The 16095-nt window shown below is 60.5% G+C and carries 17 protein-coding genes; 10 read left to right on the top strand and 7 right to left on the bottom strand.

The genetic code is table 11. From position 1 onward, the window contains the following. The 3 genes from VIM98_RS00490 to VIM98_RS00480 form a co-directional block, all read right to left on the bottom strand. A partial coding sequence (locus VIM98_RS00490; protein ID WP_331991124.1) for a cache domain-containing protein occupies positions 1-1042 on the bottom strand: 1042 nt, incomplete at its 3' end. Positions 1043-1166: 124 nt separating this feature from the next. Further along, positions 1167-3104, bottom strand: coding sequence for a sensor histidine kinase (locus tag VIM98_RS00485; protein ID WP_331991123.1), 1938 nt, complete (start codon positions 3102-3104; stop codon positions 1167-1169). A 67-nt stretch (positions 3105-3171) separates the two neighbouring features. Continuing rightward, positions 3172-3864 carry a response regulator transcription factor gene (locus VIM98_RS00480; RefSeq protein ID WP_331991122.1) on the bottom strand — a complete coding sequence of 231 codons (693 nt, stop codon included), beginning with the start codon at positions 3862-3864 and terminating at the stop codon, positions 3172-3174. Positions 3865-4048: 184 nt separating this feature from the next. Here VIM98_RS00480 and VIM98_RS00475 point away from each other — a divergent pair, with 184 nt between their 5' ends. From VIM98_RS00475 to VIM98_RS00465, 3 genes are all read left to right on the top strand, one after another. After that, positions 4049-4321 (top strand): hypothetical protein, encoded by a 273-nt coding sequence (locus VIM98_RS00475; RefSeq protein ID WP_331991121.1) that lies wholly within the window; start codon positions 4049-4051, stop codon positions 4319-4321. Positions 4322-4405: 84 nt separating this feature from the next. Next, on the top strand, positions 4406-4690 hold the full coding sequence (locus VIM98_RS00470; protein WP_331991120.1) for a hypothetical protein: 285 nt from the start codon (positions 4406-4408) through the stop codon (positions 4688-4690). A gap of 142 nt (positions 4691-4832) precedes the next feature. Further along, entirely contained in the window at positions 4833-5918 is a 1086-nt protein-coding gene (locus VIM98_RS00465) for a PA0069 family radical SAM protein (protein WP_331991119.1), read from the top strand. Positions 5919-6131: 213 nt separating this feature from the next. Here the strand turns inward: VIM98_RS00465 and VIM98_RS00460 are convergent, their stop codons facing one another. Then, positions 6132-7277, bottom strand: a complete 1146-nt coding sequence (locus VIM98_RS00460) for an NADH:flavin oxidoreductase/NADH oxidase (RefSeq protein WP_331991118.1) — start codon at positions 7275-7277, stop codon at positions 6132-6134. A gap of 293 nt (positions 7278-7570) precedes the next feature. Here VIM98_RS00460 and VIM98_RS00455 point away from each other — a divergent pair, with 293 nt between their 5' ends. Next, entirely contained in the window at positions 7571-8392 is an 822-nt protein-coding gene (locus tag VIM98_RS00455; protein WP_331991117.1) for an alpha/beta hydrolase, read from the top strand. A gap of 44 nt (positions 8393-8436) precedes the next feature. Here VIM98_RS00455 and VIM98_RS00450 read toward each other — a convergent pair whose 3' ends face one another. Genes VIM98_RS00450 through VIM98_RS00440 form a run of 3 tightly spaced genes read right to left on the bottom strand, consistent with a single transcriptional unit; the run spans position 8437 to position 11191 of the window. Continuing rightward, positions 8437-9918, bottom strand: coding sequence for a hypothetical protein (locus tag VIM98_RS00450; protein WP_331991116.1), 1482 nt, complete (start codon positions 9916-9918; stop codon positions 8437-8439). After that, positions 9915-10805, bottom strand: coding sequence for an ABC transporter ATP-binding protein (locus tag VIM98_RS00445; protein ID WP_331991115.1), 891 nt, complete (start codon positions 10803-10805; stop codon positions 9915-9917). The genes VIM98_RS00450 and VIM98_RS00445 overlap by 4 nt, the downstream gene beginning before the upstream one ends. A gap of 2 nt (positions 10806-10807) precedes the next feature. Beyond that, positions 10808-11191, bottom strand: coding sequence for a GntR family transcriptional regulator (locus VIM98_RS00440; protein ID WP_331991114.1), 384 nt, complete (start codon positions 11189-11191; stop codon positions 10808-10810). A gap of 124 nt (positions 11192-11315) precedes the next feature. Here VIM98_RS00440 and VIM98_RS00435 point away from each other — a divergent pair, with 124 nt between their 5' ends. From VIM98_RS00435 to VIM98_RS00410, 6 genes are all read left to right on the top strand, one after another. Continuing rightward, positions 11316-11456, top strand: a complete 141-nt coding sequence (locus VIM98_RS00435) for a hypothetical protein (protein WP_331991113.1) — start codon at positions 11316-11318, stop codon at positions 11454-11456. A 73-nt stretch (positions 11457-11529) separates the two neighbouring features. Next, complete coding sequence (locus VIM98_RS00430; protein WP_331991112.1) at positions 11530-12075, top strand: hypothetical protein; 546 nt, start codon at positions 11530-11532, stop codon at positions 12073-12075. 441 nt (positions 12076-12516) lie between these two features. Further along, complete coding sequence (locus tag VIM98_RS00425; protein ID WP_331991111.1) at positions 12517-13062, top strand: hypothetical protein; 546 nt, start codon at positions 12517-12519, stop codon at positions 13060-13062. 182 nt (positions 13063-13244) lie between these two features. Continuing rightward, positions 13245-13673: a phage baseplate assembly protein V gene (locus VIM98_RS00420; RefSeq protein WP_331991110.1), complete on the top strand. Its 429-nt coding sequence runs from the start codon at positions 13245-13247 to the stop codon at positions 13671-13673. A gap of 214 nt (positions 13674-13887) precedes the next feature. Continuing rightward, positions 13888-14301 (top strand): PAAR domain-containing protein, encoded by a 414-nt coding sequence (locus VIM98_RS00415; protein ID WP_331991109.1) that lies wholly within the window; start codon positions 13888-13890, stop codon positions 14299-14301. A gap of 88 nt (positions 14302-14389) precedes the next feature. After that, positions 14390-16095: M61 family peptidase (locus VIM98_RS00410; protein WP_331991108.1), on the top strand; the 1706-nt coding region annotated here is incomplete at its 3' end.

Here is a 16095-nt window from a genome sequence, read left to right as displayed (position 1 = left end):
CCGCCACTTCACCGCCACGCTCGGCCTGTGTGCGGGCTGCCCGGGTGAGTTGATCGGCTTGTAGCGCGTTCTCGGCGTTTTGCTTGACCGTGGCAGTCATCTCCTCCATGGATGCCGCGGTTTCCTCAAGACTGGACGCCTGCTCCTGCGTGCGGTGCGACAGATCGTCGTTGCCTTGCGCGATCTGCTGGGCGGTCAGCGTCACCATCCCGGCACCGCGCTGGACATCCACCACGATGTCCGCCAGGCGGGTGCGCATGCCTTGCAATGCGTGCATCAAGCTGCCTTCGGCAGCAGCAGGCAGGCTATCGCTGCGCAGATCGCCTTGCGCGATGTTTTCGGCCATGCGCATCGCATCGGCAGGTTCGCCACCGATGGTCGACTTGATGCTGCGCATCGATAACCAGACCAGCAGAACCACAACCGTAGCGATACCCGCCGCGCGCAACAGACTCTTGACCAGCTGCGCATGGAACGCCGCATCGATATGGTCGAAATACGCACCCGAGACGAAGTGGATATTCCAGGGCTTGTACCACTCCGAGTAACTGATCTTCGGCTTGGTCGCCTTGCTGTCCGGCATAAGCTGGATGTACCGCGTCATCGCGTAACCCACCTCGCGATCGGCCGACAACATGGCAGCATAGTGATGAAAACCCTGGGCATCGGTGTCGTCGCGGATGCTCTTGCCGATATCTTTCGTACGCAACGGGTGCATCAACAGTTTGGCATCCGAATCGAAAGCGAAGATGTAACCGGTGCCTTCGTCCCAGCGCATGGCCTGAATCTCGCGCAACGCCAGCTTGCGCGCGTCGGCCTCGCTCATCTCTCCGGTTGCCGCACGCCGGCGATAGTCATCGGCGATGGCGATGGCACTTTGCACCTGATCGTGCAGGCTGTCGCCGAGTGCAGCCATCTGCACGTCTCGACTTTCGATTTCCGACACGACAGTCAGGCCGGCAAGGCCGGTTGCGACGGTCAGCAAGACCAACCACACCCTCGCGTTGAGCGAAGTGCGTCCGAACCACCGGAAGATACCCATGGCGTTTTCCCCTGTGCGTTGCTCGACGTGGCCCTCTTTGTAGCCATCGCCTCAAGGGGGTTAACGGCCGGCGGTCGAAATTCTTTACGACGCCGCCAGCCGGTTTTCTTGCCTAGACAAGTATTTAGCCGGCGGGCACGACTTGTCGTTCCAGCGGTAGACGCAAGGTGAAGCGGACGCCCCCATCGATCGCCTGCCAGGTCACCGTGCCACCGATGGCGGCGGCGCGGCGCTGCTGGTTGTGCAGGCCGCGACCGGTAGCAGCGGCAAGTGCGCGCTCGATATCGAAGCCCCGGCCGTTGTCTTCGATATGCACCTCGATGGCATCGGTCGCTACCGTGGTGCGCACCCGGATCTCGCTGGCTTGGGCATGCCGAAGGATATTGGCGATGCTCTCCTGTGCAATGCGCAGGATATGCAATGCACTGGAGGGGTCGAGCCAGCTCAGTGCGGGAAGATCCTGCACCTCCCAGGAGAGAGCGATGCCGGCTGTTTTCAAGCGGGGCTCGAGGCGGAAACGCAGCATGGCCAGCAACAGCAACAGATCGGCATCCACCGGCTCCATCGAATCGATCGTCAGCTTAAGGTCGTCGAGGCAATCTTTCAGGATCTGCGAAACCTGCCCGCTATCCACACCGCCGCCCTGGACGGAGCGGATGGCGCTGATCAAGGAGGAACCCAGCCCATCGTGCATGTCCTGCATAAGGCGCTGGCGTTCGTCGCTGATGGTCTGGCGAAGCTCGGCTTCCAGCAGGCGCCGATGGCTGAGAGCGAGCTCGCTTTCGCGCTGCTGCAGGCGTTGCGCAAGGCTGGCGTTGATCCGCTCGACTTCGCCGATCGCATTGATGTAGCGGCGATACATCAATAGGCCGAATGCACCGAAGGTCACGGCGTTGGTATACGCCCCGGTGAACCAGCCCTCCGGATTCATCACATGGTTGTGCAGCATCCAGTCGGGAATGCCCAGCAGTACGCATACGCCCAGGCAAAGCATCAGTAGGCGCCCTTCGCGCGAACGATTCCAGGCAGCAACGCCGTCGACGATAGAGACCGTAAGTGCGGCCAGCAAGATGATGGCGTAGATCGACGGCGCGACGATCGGAGCGTTCGGCATGACCGACAAGACCTGGATCGACGGCAAGGTCAGTACGGTGATCGTCGCACTGATGCCGACCAGGCCGCGCGTAAGCCATAGCAACCGACGGCCATGCAGTTGACGCAGGAAAAAGTGTATGGCGACGATCAGCCAGAACAGCGCATTGAGCGTCATCCAGGCGAACCAGCCGCTGGCGATGGGCAAGTTCGCGTAGTAATGCATATGCGCGGCAAACGATGTCGCCGCAAGATAAAAGAAAAGCAGATAGCTGGTCTCGTGTCTGCGCTTGAACCAGATAAATAACGCAAAAAAGCCCACGGCCAGGAACGCGGTGTTGAGCGTGGCGGGCATTTCCTGCTGCAACCACAGGCGCACGTAGTAGCGCTCCCGCATGGCGTCTGGCGATCCCAGCCAGAGGGAAGATACGCCGACGCGGAAGCTGGACGTGTGCTCGATCCGCAGCAGAATCTCTTTAGGTACCGCCCCGCCTTCGTGTTCGGTGAGGTCGACAAGCAGCGGCGTGAAAAGACTGTTCCACAACGGCCCTTGCGCTTGGGCGCGATGCACCAGCTGTCCATTGACGTAGATCGCTATCGTTCCATCGGTATGGATGCGGGCACCGTAAAGAAGCAGCGGACCCGGCGGGATCGCCAAGCCTTGCGTGGATAGCTTCACCCAGCTGGTGCGCACGCCGCCATCGGCTGGACCGGACTTGGCATCGTGCAAGGCATCCGGCAGTACGACCGGTTGCCAGGTACCGGGCAAGCTTGCGCTATCGACGGTCGACGGGGGCGCGCGAAAGCCTTGCGTATCGACAACCTGCCATTCGGCGCGGGTCAGGTGCGCGCCTGCCGTCGCTGGATCGTCCCCGCCCGCCCGCGCATACCAGGCACCGACAGCTACCAGCAGCAGCGTCGACGCGGCGAGCACGGCATAGGGAACAAGTGCGGCTGGGCGGAATCTCATGGGACGACTATATGGGATCGCCGACCGCCCCTCGAGCCGGGACGACGATGAGGATGGGAGCCACGCGCTAATCCGGCAACAGCCCCAGCGTTCTCGCTTCGTAGATCGCCTCGGCCTTGGAGCTGACCTGAAGCTTGTTGTAGATCCGCCGGACAAACGAGCGCACCGTAAAGGGCGACAACTGCATCAGCTTCGCGATCTCCTGGGCGGTAAAACCTTTGGTGATCAGGTCGAGAACTTCGCGCTCGCGCGGGGACAGCAGATCCGGTGCAGCTGGCGCCTGCGCGACGGGCTGCGGATCGGGACCGGGCTGCCGGAAGCGCGCCAGGATTTGCCGCGCGATGATCGGGCTGATCGGGCTGCCGCCGCTGGCCAGGCTGCGAATCTCATCGACCATCCGTACCGGCGAGCTGTCCTTGAGCAGATAACCCGCCGCACCGGCTTCGATCGAACGCATGACATGCGTTTCGTCGCCGAAATTGGTGCTGACCATGATGCTGCAGCTTGGCCATTGCTGGACGGCCGCACGAATGACGTCGATCCCCGAACCGTCCGGCAAGCCAAGGTCGACCAGCAGGACATCCGCCGGCGGGCCTTGCAACAAAGCCAGGCCTTCGATGCGCGAGCTGGCGACACCGACCAACAACATATCCGCCGCCGCATGAACTGCCTGACTCAAAGCCATACAGAAGCTCGGATCGTCTTCGACGATCGCCACGTGGATCAACGGCGGGTCGGCATCGTGTCGCGCGGTATTCATGAGCAGATGAACGTACCACGGGGCGGTGGATCGCGATTGTAGCGTGTTTGTTCTACAGACGATTCCGGTCGCGACGCGCAAGCTTTTGCAACTTCCGAGGCCGCCCTTACGGCTTCGCGGTTTGTTGCTGCCGGCCGTCGCAGCAACAAGCCCACTCATCGGCGGCCAGCATGGAGTGAAGGACATGACGCAGATCGCTGGGGGCTGGAGCGAATTCAACTATGACGTGAGTGCCGAAGCGGAGGCCGTCCTCAAGGAAGCTTTCGGTAACTTGGTGGGCGTGAAGTACACCGCCAATGCGGTCGCCACGCAGGTCGTGGCCGGTACCAACTATTGCTTCCTGTGCACTGGCACCGGGACGCAGCTGCCGGGGCCGCAGTTCCCTGCGCTGGTTTACGTCTTCAAGCCACTGTCCGGTCCCGCACAGCTGAGCGAGATCAAGCGCATCAATCCCTGATTCCCTGACGACAGGGGCGGGTTTACCGCAGCTTGCAGGGCGCCGCAGCGGCCCCTGCAAGCGCGACTGACCAGGAGAAGCGACATGGCTGGATTCAAGGTATTCAACAAGACCGACCAGGATGTCTGGATCACCATCTACGAGCCGTTCGGTCAGCAGATCGGATACGGCAATGTACCCAAAGGCAAGAGTCACGAATTCACCGCCGGGTTCTATGCGATCGGCTCGCGGTACAAGCTGCTGGCGGAATATCCGACCGCCGAGCCGCACAAGTGGACCACGACGACCCATCAATACCTCACCAAGACCGATTACGACTCGATCCACCTGATCGGCGATCGTGCGGGTGGATATTGGGAAAACCCATAAGCGCATCGCGATGCGGAGCACAGAAGCACTTGCATCGCAACGCTGCTGACTGTTCCCTCCCCTGTTCACCGGGGAGGGCAGCACGCGCATAGCATCCGGGGGTGTCGCCAGCGGTGAGACAGCCATGGCCTAGAGTCGTGCGATGACCTCCACGCCGCCACAGGCCTATAAAGGCCGCGGCGCCGCCTCCAATCCGGAGGGGCGCTTCGAAACGATCCGTCACCATGCCGAGGACGATGGCTGGCAGCACGCGCTGCTGGACGAAACGCAACCGCGGCCGCGTACCAAAGTAACCGAGGAGCGCGCGCGCAGCGTCATCAGTCACAACGATTCGCCGGACATTCGTTTCAGTCAGGCGCTCAATCCGTATCGCGGGTGCGAGCACGGTTGCATCTATTGTTTCGCGCGGCCGTCGCACAGCTATCTCAATCTCTCGCCCGGCCTGGATTTCGAAACCAAATTGCGTGCCAAGAGCAATCTGGCCGAGGTGCTGCGGCTGGAGTTGGGCAAGAAAAGCTACCGGATCAGCCCGATCAATATCGGCAGCAATACCGATCCCTATCAGCCGGTGGAACGCCGCTGGCGGCTCACGCGTGCCGCGCTGGAAGTGCTGGCCGAGTGCCATCATCCCTGCACCATCGTCACCAAGAATGCGCTGGTCGAGCGCGATATCGACATCCTCGCCGCCATGGCGCGCGAAAACCTGGTGCTGGTCTTTGTATCCATCAATTCGTTGGACAATCACCTGGCTGCCAAACTGGAGCCGCGCGCGAGCGCACCGCATCGACGCATCAAGGCTATTGCCGCCCTGCGCGAAGCCGGCATTCCGGTGGGCGTACTGGTGTCGCCGATGATTCCGGCGCTCAACGATCGCGATATGGAAGCCGTGCTGGAACAGGCTGCCGCTGCCGGAGCCAAGCGAGCCGGTTACACCACCGTGCGCTTGCCATACGAACTGAAAGCGCTGTTCCGCGAATGGCTGGCGCTGCATGTGCCGCAGCGCGCCGAGCATGTCATGAGCCTGATCCAGCAGATGCATGGCGGCAAGGATTACAAAGCCGACTTCGGCACACGCATGCGCGGCGAAGGTGTATTTGCGCAGATGATCAAGAAACGATTCGAGGTAGCTTGCCGCAAGTTCGGCTTCAATGAGGCTGACGGCGTACAACTGGACTGCTCGCGCTTTGTGCCACCACGCGAGCCCTCGCCGCAAGGGGATTTGTTCTAGATTGCCGAGCTCGAAGAAGAGGCTTGCCTGCACGGGGGAGGCGCGCGCCCTCCCCTGTTTATAGGCGAGCTTCGGGAAACGCCAGATGCTTACCTATCCTTAAAACGGACAAAGAACATCTGGCTTCCTGCAAGAACTCACCCCCTCCCAGCCTCCCCCTGCAAGCAGGAGGAGGAGCCTTGCCTGGAGCGCCGATCGGCTACTGAGGGACGGTCACTCCCCGTCCACCCACCACGGCTCGATCTTCACCGGCCCACGCACTCCGAACAGATCCTTGTAGCGCGCCGGCTGGCTGCGCAGATACTGCTTCGGCGCCCGCACCTGCGCTCCCAAAGCCGCCGCTGCATGCCAAGGCCAATGGGGGTCGTACAACACAGTACGAGCGAGCGCGATCAAATCGGCATCGCCTGTAGCAATAATCGTCTCGGCCTGTTCAGGCTCGGTAATCAGACCCACCGCCACCACCGGCATCTTCACTGCAGCCTTCACCGCACGCGCCAGAGGCACCTGATAACCCGGCCCGACAGGAATGTTCTGCCCCGGATGCAAGCCGCCACTGGAAACATGGATCGCATCGCAGCCATGCGCTTCCAGCGCCTTGGCGAATGTGACGACCTGCTCGACATCCAGCCCACCATCGACCCAGTCCGTCGCCGAGACGCGCACGCTCACCGTTCTGTCTGCCGGGAAGGCCGCGCGCACCGCGTCGAACACTTCCAACGGAAAGCGCATGCGGTTCTCCAGCGAGCCGCCGTACTCGTCGACGCGCTTGTTGGCCAACGGCGAGAGGAACTGATGCAGCAGATAACCATGTGCCGCGTGCAGCTGCACCGCATCGATGCCCAACCGCGCCGCACGCTTGGCCGCGGCGACAAACTCATCGCGTACCCGATCCATGCCAGCGCGATCCAGGGCCACCGGCGTTTGATACCCGTCCGCAAACGCCGCCGCCGACGGTGCGACCACCTGCCACCCATGCGGATCGTCCGCAGCCAACGGACCGCCACCGGCCCACGGCACCTCGGTAGATGCCTTGCGCCCGGCATGCGCCAACTGCACCGCAATCGGCACCTTCGACCAACGTCGCACGCTTTCCAGCACACGCCCCATCGCTGCCTCGGTCGCATCGTCGTACAGGCCGACATCGGCATAGGTAATGCGGCCTTCCGGCGATACGGCCGTCGCTTCGATGGTCAGCAGCGCAGCCCCCGAAAGCGCCAACTGACCCAGATGAATCTGATGCCAGTCGGTCATGCAACCGTCCACCGCCGAGTACTGGCACATGGGGGCGATGACGATGCGGTTCGCCAGTTCGAGGTTACGTACGTGGAAAGGCTTGAAGAGGGCCGGATGGGCCATGGGAATGCTCCGAAAGGTCGTGTCGTGACGGTGCCCGCATGCATGGCAGGTATGCCAAATCGACATGCACCGGTGCCGCCGTGATGGGCTTTAGCTGTGGGCGTTACCGCCAAAAGCAACGGTGGCCCGGAGGCGCAAAACTCCACGCCGGGATAACGATCCGTCTGCTATTTCTTTCGAATTCGGGAACCAGCCGAACCACTCGCCGCCCGCCTGGACGATCCGCCCTCCAGGCCGGGCCGTTGTGTTTCAACCAACCTGCGCCAAGCGCATAGCCATGTAAGGAGCGGACGATGAGCAGCATCACCACGAAAGACGGGACGAAGATCGCTTACAAGGATTGGGGCAAGGGGCAGCCGATTGTGTTTTCGCACGGCTGGCCGCTGGCGGGAGACGCCTGGGATGGGCAGATGCTGTTTTTTGGGCAACAAGGCTACCGGGTGATCGCGCACGATCGGCGCGGTCATGGACTGTCCGACCAGCCTTGGGACGGCAATAACATGGATCAATATGCCGACGATCTGGCCGAGCTGATCGAGAAGCTCGACCTCAAGGACGCGATTCTGATCGGCCACTCCACCGGAGGTGGCGAGGTGGCGCACTACATCGGTCGTCACGGCACCGGCCGCGTGGCCAAGGTGGTGCTGGTGGGTGCCGTGCCGCCGTTGATGCTCAAGACACCGGCCAATCCGGAAGGCACGCCGAAGGAAGCGTTCGACGGGATTCGCCAAGGCGTAGCGAACAATCGCTCACAGTTCTATCGCGACCTGACCATGCCGTTCTACGGCTTCAATCGCGATGGCGCCAAGATCAACGAAGGCCTGCGCGAAAGCTTCTGGCGCATGGGCATGCAAGGCGGTATCAAGGGCGAGTACGACTGCATCCATGAGTTCTCCGAGGTCGATTACACCGAGGATCTCAAAAAGATCGACAAGCCGACCCTGGTGATCCACGGCGACGACGACCAGATCGTGCCGATCGCGGCCGCAGGTGAAAAGACTGCCAAGATCGTCAAGAACGCCACATTCAAAGTGTACAAGGGCAGTGCCCATGGCCTGGCGCAGGTTGAGCCGGACCGCTTCAACCAGGATGTGCTGGCCTTTATCAAATCGTGATAGCCGAAGCCCGCCCCGCGTAATGCACGGGGCGGGCTCCTGATTCAACCCAGATTCGCGATAAATGCGTGCGGACGGCTGCGCAATGCTTTCCAGCCACTGCTACCCAGCCAGGCCAGGAACGCAATCACCGCCAGCCAGAACGCGGCGAGATAGAACGCGGCATGCTCATAGAGCTGATGCGATGGTGTGGGCAGACGCGACATCCATGGCAGCAGGCTGTTGATGTTGACGACCAGAAGCAGCACGACACATCCGACACCGAGCACCCAACCAGGCAGCGGAACACCGCCCATCGTGCGCAGTATCAGAGCCGGCAACAGCGCAGCACAGCCGAGCTGGGCGACAGTCACCGCTACTATGACGATCGGTTCGGCATGCAGATATAACGCGCTTGCGATCAGCAAGGCAGTCATTGCTGCCTGTGCGATCAGCGGGCGTACCAGCGACGCGGTCAACAAGGAACGTTTGACTTCATCGGCTTGACCCAGCCCCGGCATCAACGCCATCAACGGCAATTCGCGATTGACGTGGTTCCAACGCTGCGTCATGCGCGCAATGGTCATGACGGAGATCAGCGCGGTCGCATAGGCCGCGAAACCGGAGAACATGGGAAGGGTCAACCGCTGAAACAGTTCCATCACGAAATCGCTGCCATAACGGAACTTCGTCGCCGCGATCACGACCAGGAAAACAGCGATCGCAAACCCCCATTGCAGTGCTATCGACAAATAACCCCACCAAGTCATCGGTGTGTAGAACCCTCCCAGCGCGACGCGCAAGGTACGCATCGGCGCTTTCGGACCGACACCACGCAAGTTCGCACACGCCTGGGCCCAGGCTGGCCACCGGTTCTGCGCCAGGTTTTTGTTGTCCATGGCGAACCAGCCGCCCAGACCACCGCTTTCCAGGCGGCGGAACTGCAGCACCATGGGCCTCCCGCGCGCCTGCTCGAGCGTACGACCCGAAAACAGTAGCGAGTGCCAACGTAAGGCCGCTATCGCTAACGCGCCCAGCAGCACCGGCACCGCCCAGCCAAGAAAATCCGGCGTACTCGGCCCGGGAAGACGAAGGTTGGGGCTTAGCATGATGGCCGGCAGCAAGGCCAGCAACGAGGCTACGTACTGCGGCATCCACGCGAACAGCAAACCGCCGGTAACGCATAGTGCCAGCAGTACCATGCTCGGCCATACCGGCGCACCGAGCGGTGCCAGTATCGCTGCAGGAACGACAACGAATAACAAACCATGCAACAGCAGACTCAAGCCTACGTTACGTGGCATGCCCGGGACGCGCATGCCGTGCGCATCGGCCGCAAACAGCAGTGTTTGCGAATAGTAGAAGCCCCAGCAGTAGATCGTACCGAATGCCACGGCGCTCAGTGCGTCGCCAGCCGCGCTGGCGTTATGCGGTCCGTAAATCAGAATGCACGCCGCCACGATGGCGCAGCAGACATACAGCAGCATGAATACCCAGCGCGCCGGTGCTCGCGTCGAACGCCAGGGAATGGTGATGTAGGGAGTCATTCGGCGATCTCCACAAACAGGTCTTCCAGCCCAAGGGGATCGACACGTGCGCCTGGCAACGTCGCCTGCTGCGGCCATTGGCCGTTGGCATCGCGTTCGATCACCAGGCTGATGCTGCCGTCGCCATGCTGGCGGTGGCTCAGAGCGATCTCCGGTGCTGCCGCGCTCAGGCGTGGCGGCAACCACAGGCGCATGAAACGCTCCTTGGTATCGTCCACCGGGCAGTGCAGGATCAAGCGCCCTTCATGCATGAAGGCGATATCGGAAGCCACGCGCTCCAGGTCGGAGACGATATGTGTGGAGAACAGTACCGTGGTGCCCGACTCGCCTGCGCGAATCGCCACTTCGCGCAACAGTTCGCGCCGCGCAACCGGATCGAGCGCGGCAGCCGGTTCGTCCAGCACCAACAGGTCGGGCTGCGAAGCCAGCGCACGGATCAGCTCCACGCGCTGACGCTCGCCGGGTGAGAGCTTGGCTAGCAATCGCTTGGCCGGGATCTGCCAGCGCTCGAGCATGCTCTTGGCGAAGCGATTGTCCCAGCGAGGATAGAAGCGGCCGAAGTAATCGAGCATCTGCTCGCTGGTGAGCCACGCCAGCGCCTCCGGCTGTTGGGCGACGTAGGCAAGCCGGCCCTTGGCGGCATCGGACAGGCGCAGTGCCGGCTCGCCGAAGACGAAGGCTTTGCCTTCGCTCGGCTCGAGCAGCCCCACCATGGCGCGAATCAAGGTGGATTTGCCGGCACCGTTACGGCCGATCAGGCCGAGCACGCTACCGGGTTCGAGCGCAAGATCGATGCCGGCGATCACAGTCTCCCGACCGTAGGCATGGTGCAGTCCCTGCGCGGATAACGGAGCGATCGTTGCAGTCTCGCGAAGTACGGCATTCATCGTCATTCCCCCAGCAGTTTGGCCAGCCGCCGCAGGACGGGATCGGCTGGCAATTCCAGTTCGTTCGCCTGGCGCGCCAGCGCCAGCAGTTGCGGTTCGAGCAAGGCCAGGCGCTGCGCCTGGCTTTGTGTCGCGCGATGCGTTTGCGCTACGGCCATGCCCTTGCCGCGCAGCCTTTCCAGCAGGCCTTCGCTCTCGGCCATGCCGTAGGCACGCGATACCGTCATCGGGTTGATGGCATGGAAGCCGGCCACATCGCGCACCGAGGGCAACAGTTCACCCGGCGTAAGCTGGCCCGCCGCAATCAGCCGGCGCAGTTGCTCGACGATCTGCCGATAGATCGGCTCCGGCGAGGAAGGTTGTATGGTCAGTAGTGAGGCATCCATGTGTATTAATACAACAATACACTTGGCTCGGCGTCAAGCAGGACGTATGGCCTAGAGGGCGGCTGGGTATTCGTTGTCTAGTAAGGTCCGCTTTCGATCTACGTCGGACCAGGATACAAAGCACATGAATTCCGATTCAAACCTGCCCACGGCCTTACCCGAGAAAGCGTTCGGTGGCATGACGATGGCGCAGGTCAAACAGGTCGACGCCCCCGAGGGACTTGGCCGGGTCACCGTGTGTTTCAAGGCGATAGCGGCCCGGTAGAGTCGCGTTGGTTGCCAGTGATGAGTGCCGCCTACCCAAATGACACTCTGTTACTTATTCCGAAGGTGAAGTAGTGAAGAAACGGATAAATTTTTTTGCGGTCAATGATGACTTGGGGCCTGTACTGGATTCGCTTGAGGGAGAGGTACGACTCCGATACACCCTCATGGGAAGTCACACGGCCGAGAAAAATGTAACCTTTCTTCGTGGCGGCGATATTGCCGATCTCGGTCGCGCAGTTAAGGATGCATCTGCAAAATGCCCTTGCTATCTAGTGACAGCTCTTGAAAAAGAAGTAACGCCTAGATTCTTAAGATTGAACTCTGGCGAGCACACTTACTCTACTAGTCAACTGCTAAATCCGGACTCTGTTGCTTTTTCACCAGCCGGCTTATGGAACAAGAATATTGTTCTTGCTGGGTCGGTGACAACAGTTTCGGATACAGAAGACGCTCAACGTCTTATGAAGCTATTTGATAAAGTGCTCCGTCGCACTTTTGTTAAGGTAAACGCGTTTTGGGTCGGACCAAGCGCCTTTTCTTTGTTCAGCAACGGAGCTAGGTTGACGACAGCGGTTCAATCTCCGCCTGACCTTGATCTTCGTATCGTTTCCCACTGATTGGCTTTTTCTAGACGTGCTTAGGTAAGGTTCGCGTTCGGCAAAAGGCGGCCCGGTATCGCCTCTATCGCTCGCCCAGAAGACGCGGCAGATGACTTCCGACGCAAGCACGTCTACGGCCTTGCCCCAATGAAGTGCGCGGTGGCACGGGTTCGATGGCGGAGAACATCCCATCTCATATCCCTTATAGCGGTGTTTCCAGGTGCCATCCACGAATCTGGCACGTGAATTCCGATTCAAACTTGCCCACTGCATTACCCGAGAAAAAAACGTTCGTTGGCATGACGATGGCGCAGGTCAAACAGGTCGACGATCCCGAGGGACTTGGCCGGGTCACCGTGTGTTTCAGGGCGATAGCGGCCCGGTATAGTCGCGTTGGTTGCCAGTGATGAGTGCCGCCTACCCAAATGACACTCTGTTACTTATTCCGAAGGTGAAATAGTGAAGAAACGGATAAATTTTTTTGCCGCCAATGATGATCTTCGAGCTGTACTGGATTCGCTTGAGGCGGAGGTGCGGCTTCGGTATACACTAATGGGCAACCATAAGGCGAAAGAGAATGTAACCTTTCTTCGTGGAAGCGAGATTGCTGATCTCGGCCGCGCCCTCCAGGATGCATCAGTCCGATGTCCGCATTATTTAGTGACTGCCTTTGAAACGGCAGTAACATCTGCTTTTTTTAAATTGAACTCCGGTGAATACACCTACTCAACTAGTCCGGAGCTAAACCCGGACTCCGTAGCTTTTTTGCCAGCCGGCTTGTGGAGTGAGAACGTCGTCCTTTCTGGGTCAATGACAACGGTTTCGGAAACGGAAGCTGCACAACGCATCATGAAGCTATTCGATAAAAGCCTTCGTCGCACTTTTGTCAAAATAAATGCTTTTTGGGTCGGTCCGAGTGCTTTTTCTTTGTTCAGAAATGGGGCGAGGTTGACACCGGCGATTCAATGTCCCCCTGACCTTGATCTTCGCATCGTTTCTCACTGATTAGCTTCTACAGAGTTCAGTTGGCAGGGCGCACTGTAAGCATAGGGATTTGCTCGCCATCTGATCGTCGCCACCGAGGCGTGGCCTCGATTTATTTGGGCTGGTGCCAAAGCATGGCTGCCCGAATCCGGATGCCTAGTAAGGTCCGCCTTCGACCCACGCCCGATCAGGAGACTCAGCACATGAGTTCCGATGCAAGTCGGCCCGCGGCCTTAACCGATCAGGTGCTCAGTGGCATGACTAGGGCGCAAGTCAAACGGGTCGACGATCCGGGAGGACTTGGCAGGGTCCCTGTGTTGTTTCAGGGTGACAGTGGCCCGCTGGAGTCGGATTGGTTGCAGGTGATGAGTTTCTACGGCGGTCCGGATTGCGGCGCGTTTTTTCTGCCCGAGGAAGGCGACTCGGTATTGGTGGCTCTTGCTGACGGCAACTCGAAGCAAGGTTTTGTACTCGGCTTTCTGTGGAGCGGCAACGCCAGACCACCGGTAGTGGACGCGGACCGGCAGCAGGACGTACGAACGATCAAGACCCGCCAAGGCAAGCAGCTGATTTTCGATGACAGCAAGGACGGCCAACTCACACTCATCGATGAACACCAGAACACCGTATAGATCGATACCGCGCACAATCGCATCGCAATAGAGAGTAAGGGCGACGTCACCATCACTACGGCCAATACGCTGACCTTGAAAGCAAGCCATGCCGTAATCCAGAACATGTCCGGATCGGTCAAATTGGATCTAAGCGCGGGGTCCCAGCAGGCCCTTGGCGGACAAAACATGAAGCTCAGCGCTACGACGATCGACATCAACTAAGGATAGGTCCATGGGAAAACCTACCGCACGCATGGGCAACAGCATCGTCAACGCTGGCGACATCCATGTCGTGCTGATTCCGTCGCCGACCGGACCGGTACCCACGCCCATGCCGTTTCCCTTCAGTGGAAAAGTTGCCCTCGATACGAGCTTTAATGTGCGGATTAATGGACGTTCGGGCGCCTTCGTGGGGTCGATGGCCCAGAATATGTCACCGCATATCCCTTACAGCGGTGTTTTCCAGGAGCCTCCCACGAACCTGGGACGCGTGGTCATGGGGAGCGCCTCGGTGCGTATCAATGGGCGCAGTGCCCCTCGTGCCGACGACCGTTGCGAGACCTGCCATGACCTTCCGCCCGCCGGCCCACAGGCACCGACTCCGACGGTGGTGGTGACTGGCCTCCCGGACGTATTTATCGGATAAACACGCGCGGTCCGTGACCTCTGGCCTATACGATGCCGGGTCGCCACGTTCCACCATCGGGGCTTCCCTCCGCCGCCTGGAATCTCTCATGCGCCTTACCTTCCGTCGTGCCTCGCTTGCTATCGCCATCGCGTTGGCTACCACCGCTCCGGCTGTCTTCGCGCAAGACCTCCCCGCTCCGCTCGATCAACCTTACAAAGGCAATCTTGCGGTAACGGTAGACCTGACCGATCAAGCGCGGCACCTGCTTCATGTGCGCGAGAGCATTCCGGTCTCGCCGGGCCACGTGGTGCTGTACTACCCGAAGTGGATCCCTGGCGAGCACAGGCCGAGCGGCCCCTTGTCCAACGTGGCCAATTTCATTGTCACGGCCAATGGCAAGAAGATCCCATGGCGCCGCGATCTCAAGGAGATGTATGCCTTCCACCTGGACGTGCCCGAAGGCGTGGATAAGCTCGACCTGAGCTTCGACTTCCTCGACGATGCCACGCCGCACTACATCCCGCTCGAATTCAACGAGGTGTCGTTCTACCCGGCCGGTTACTACACCAGCCGCATCACGATCGAACCGACGGTGAAGCTGCCGGCAGGTTGGAAGTTCGCCACCGCACTGGAAACCGCGTCGCAGTCGGGCGATACCGTGACGTTCAAGCCGCTGAGCTACGAGAACTTCGTGGACTCTCCCATGATCGCGGGCCAGTATTTCAACCGCGTGGACCTTGCGCCCGGTCAGTCCGTGCCGGTACACCTGGACATCGTGGGTGAAGACGCGGCAAGCGTCAAAATCACCGACAAGCAGATCGCACCGCAGCGCAACCTCGTGGTGCAGGCGAACAAGCTGTTCGGCGCGCATCATTACGGCCACTACGACTTCCTGCTCGTCGTCTCCGATCACACGGGCCATTTCGGCCTGGAGCACCATCAGTCGAGCGACGATCGTCTGTTCGCCAACTTCCTTACCGACCCGAAGGTGCACACCGCAGCTGGCTCGTTGCTTCCGCATGAGTATGTGCACTCGTGGAACGGCAAGTTCCGCCGCCCGGCCGATCTATGGACGCCGACGTACACCGAGCCGATGCAGGACGACCTGTTGTGGGTGTATGAGGGACTCACTGATTACTTTGCCGGTGTGTTGACGGCACGCTCGGGTATCTGGACCACCGATCAATGGCGCGATTCGCTGGCGTCGATCGCCGCGGATATGCGCGCGCGCACCGGCCGCCAGTGGCGTTCGCTGCAAGACACCGCCGACGGCATCCCCCTTTCTTCGCGCGGTAACGGCGGCTGGATGAACCTGCGGCGCAGCTCGGATTACTACCCGGAAGGCCAGATGCTGTGGTTGGACGTGGATACGAAGATCCGCGAGCTCTCCGGCGGCAAGCATACGCTCGATGAGTTCGCCAAGGCGTTCTATGGCATGGATAGCGGCAGCTATGTGCCCAAGACCTATACGTTCGAGGACGTGGTCAAGACCCTCAATGACGTACAGCCGTACGACTGGAAGACCTTCCTGCGCGACCGTCTCGACTACACCGGCGACACCATGCCCGAGAAGGGTATCGAAGGCGGCGGCTGGAAGCTGGCCTTCGACGACAAGCCCACTGAGTTCATGACCACGCAGGAAAAGCTGCGCAAGTCGATCAACCTGGCTTACTCGCTAGGTATCCAGGTATCCGACAAGGGCGAAGTACGCGACGCACAGTGGGAAGGCCTGGCCGCGAAGGCCGGCATGGTGCCGGGTGTGACGATCGTGGCGGTAAACGGCAAGGATTTCTCGCCGCAGGTGCTGAAGGA

Origin of the sequence: Dyella sp. (genome assembly GCF_036568765.1) — a bacterium.
In the GTDB taxonomy this organism is placed as follows: Bacteria; Pseudomonadota; Gammaproteobacteria; order Xanthomonadales; family Rhodanobacteraceae; genus GSA-30.
The sequence above is the reverse complement of the archived record's forward strand: the minus strand, read 5'-3'. Positions and strand labels throughout refer to the sequence as shown.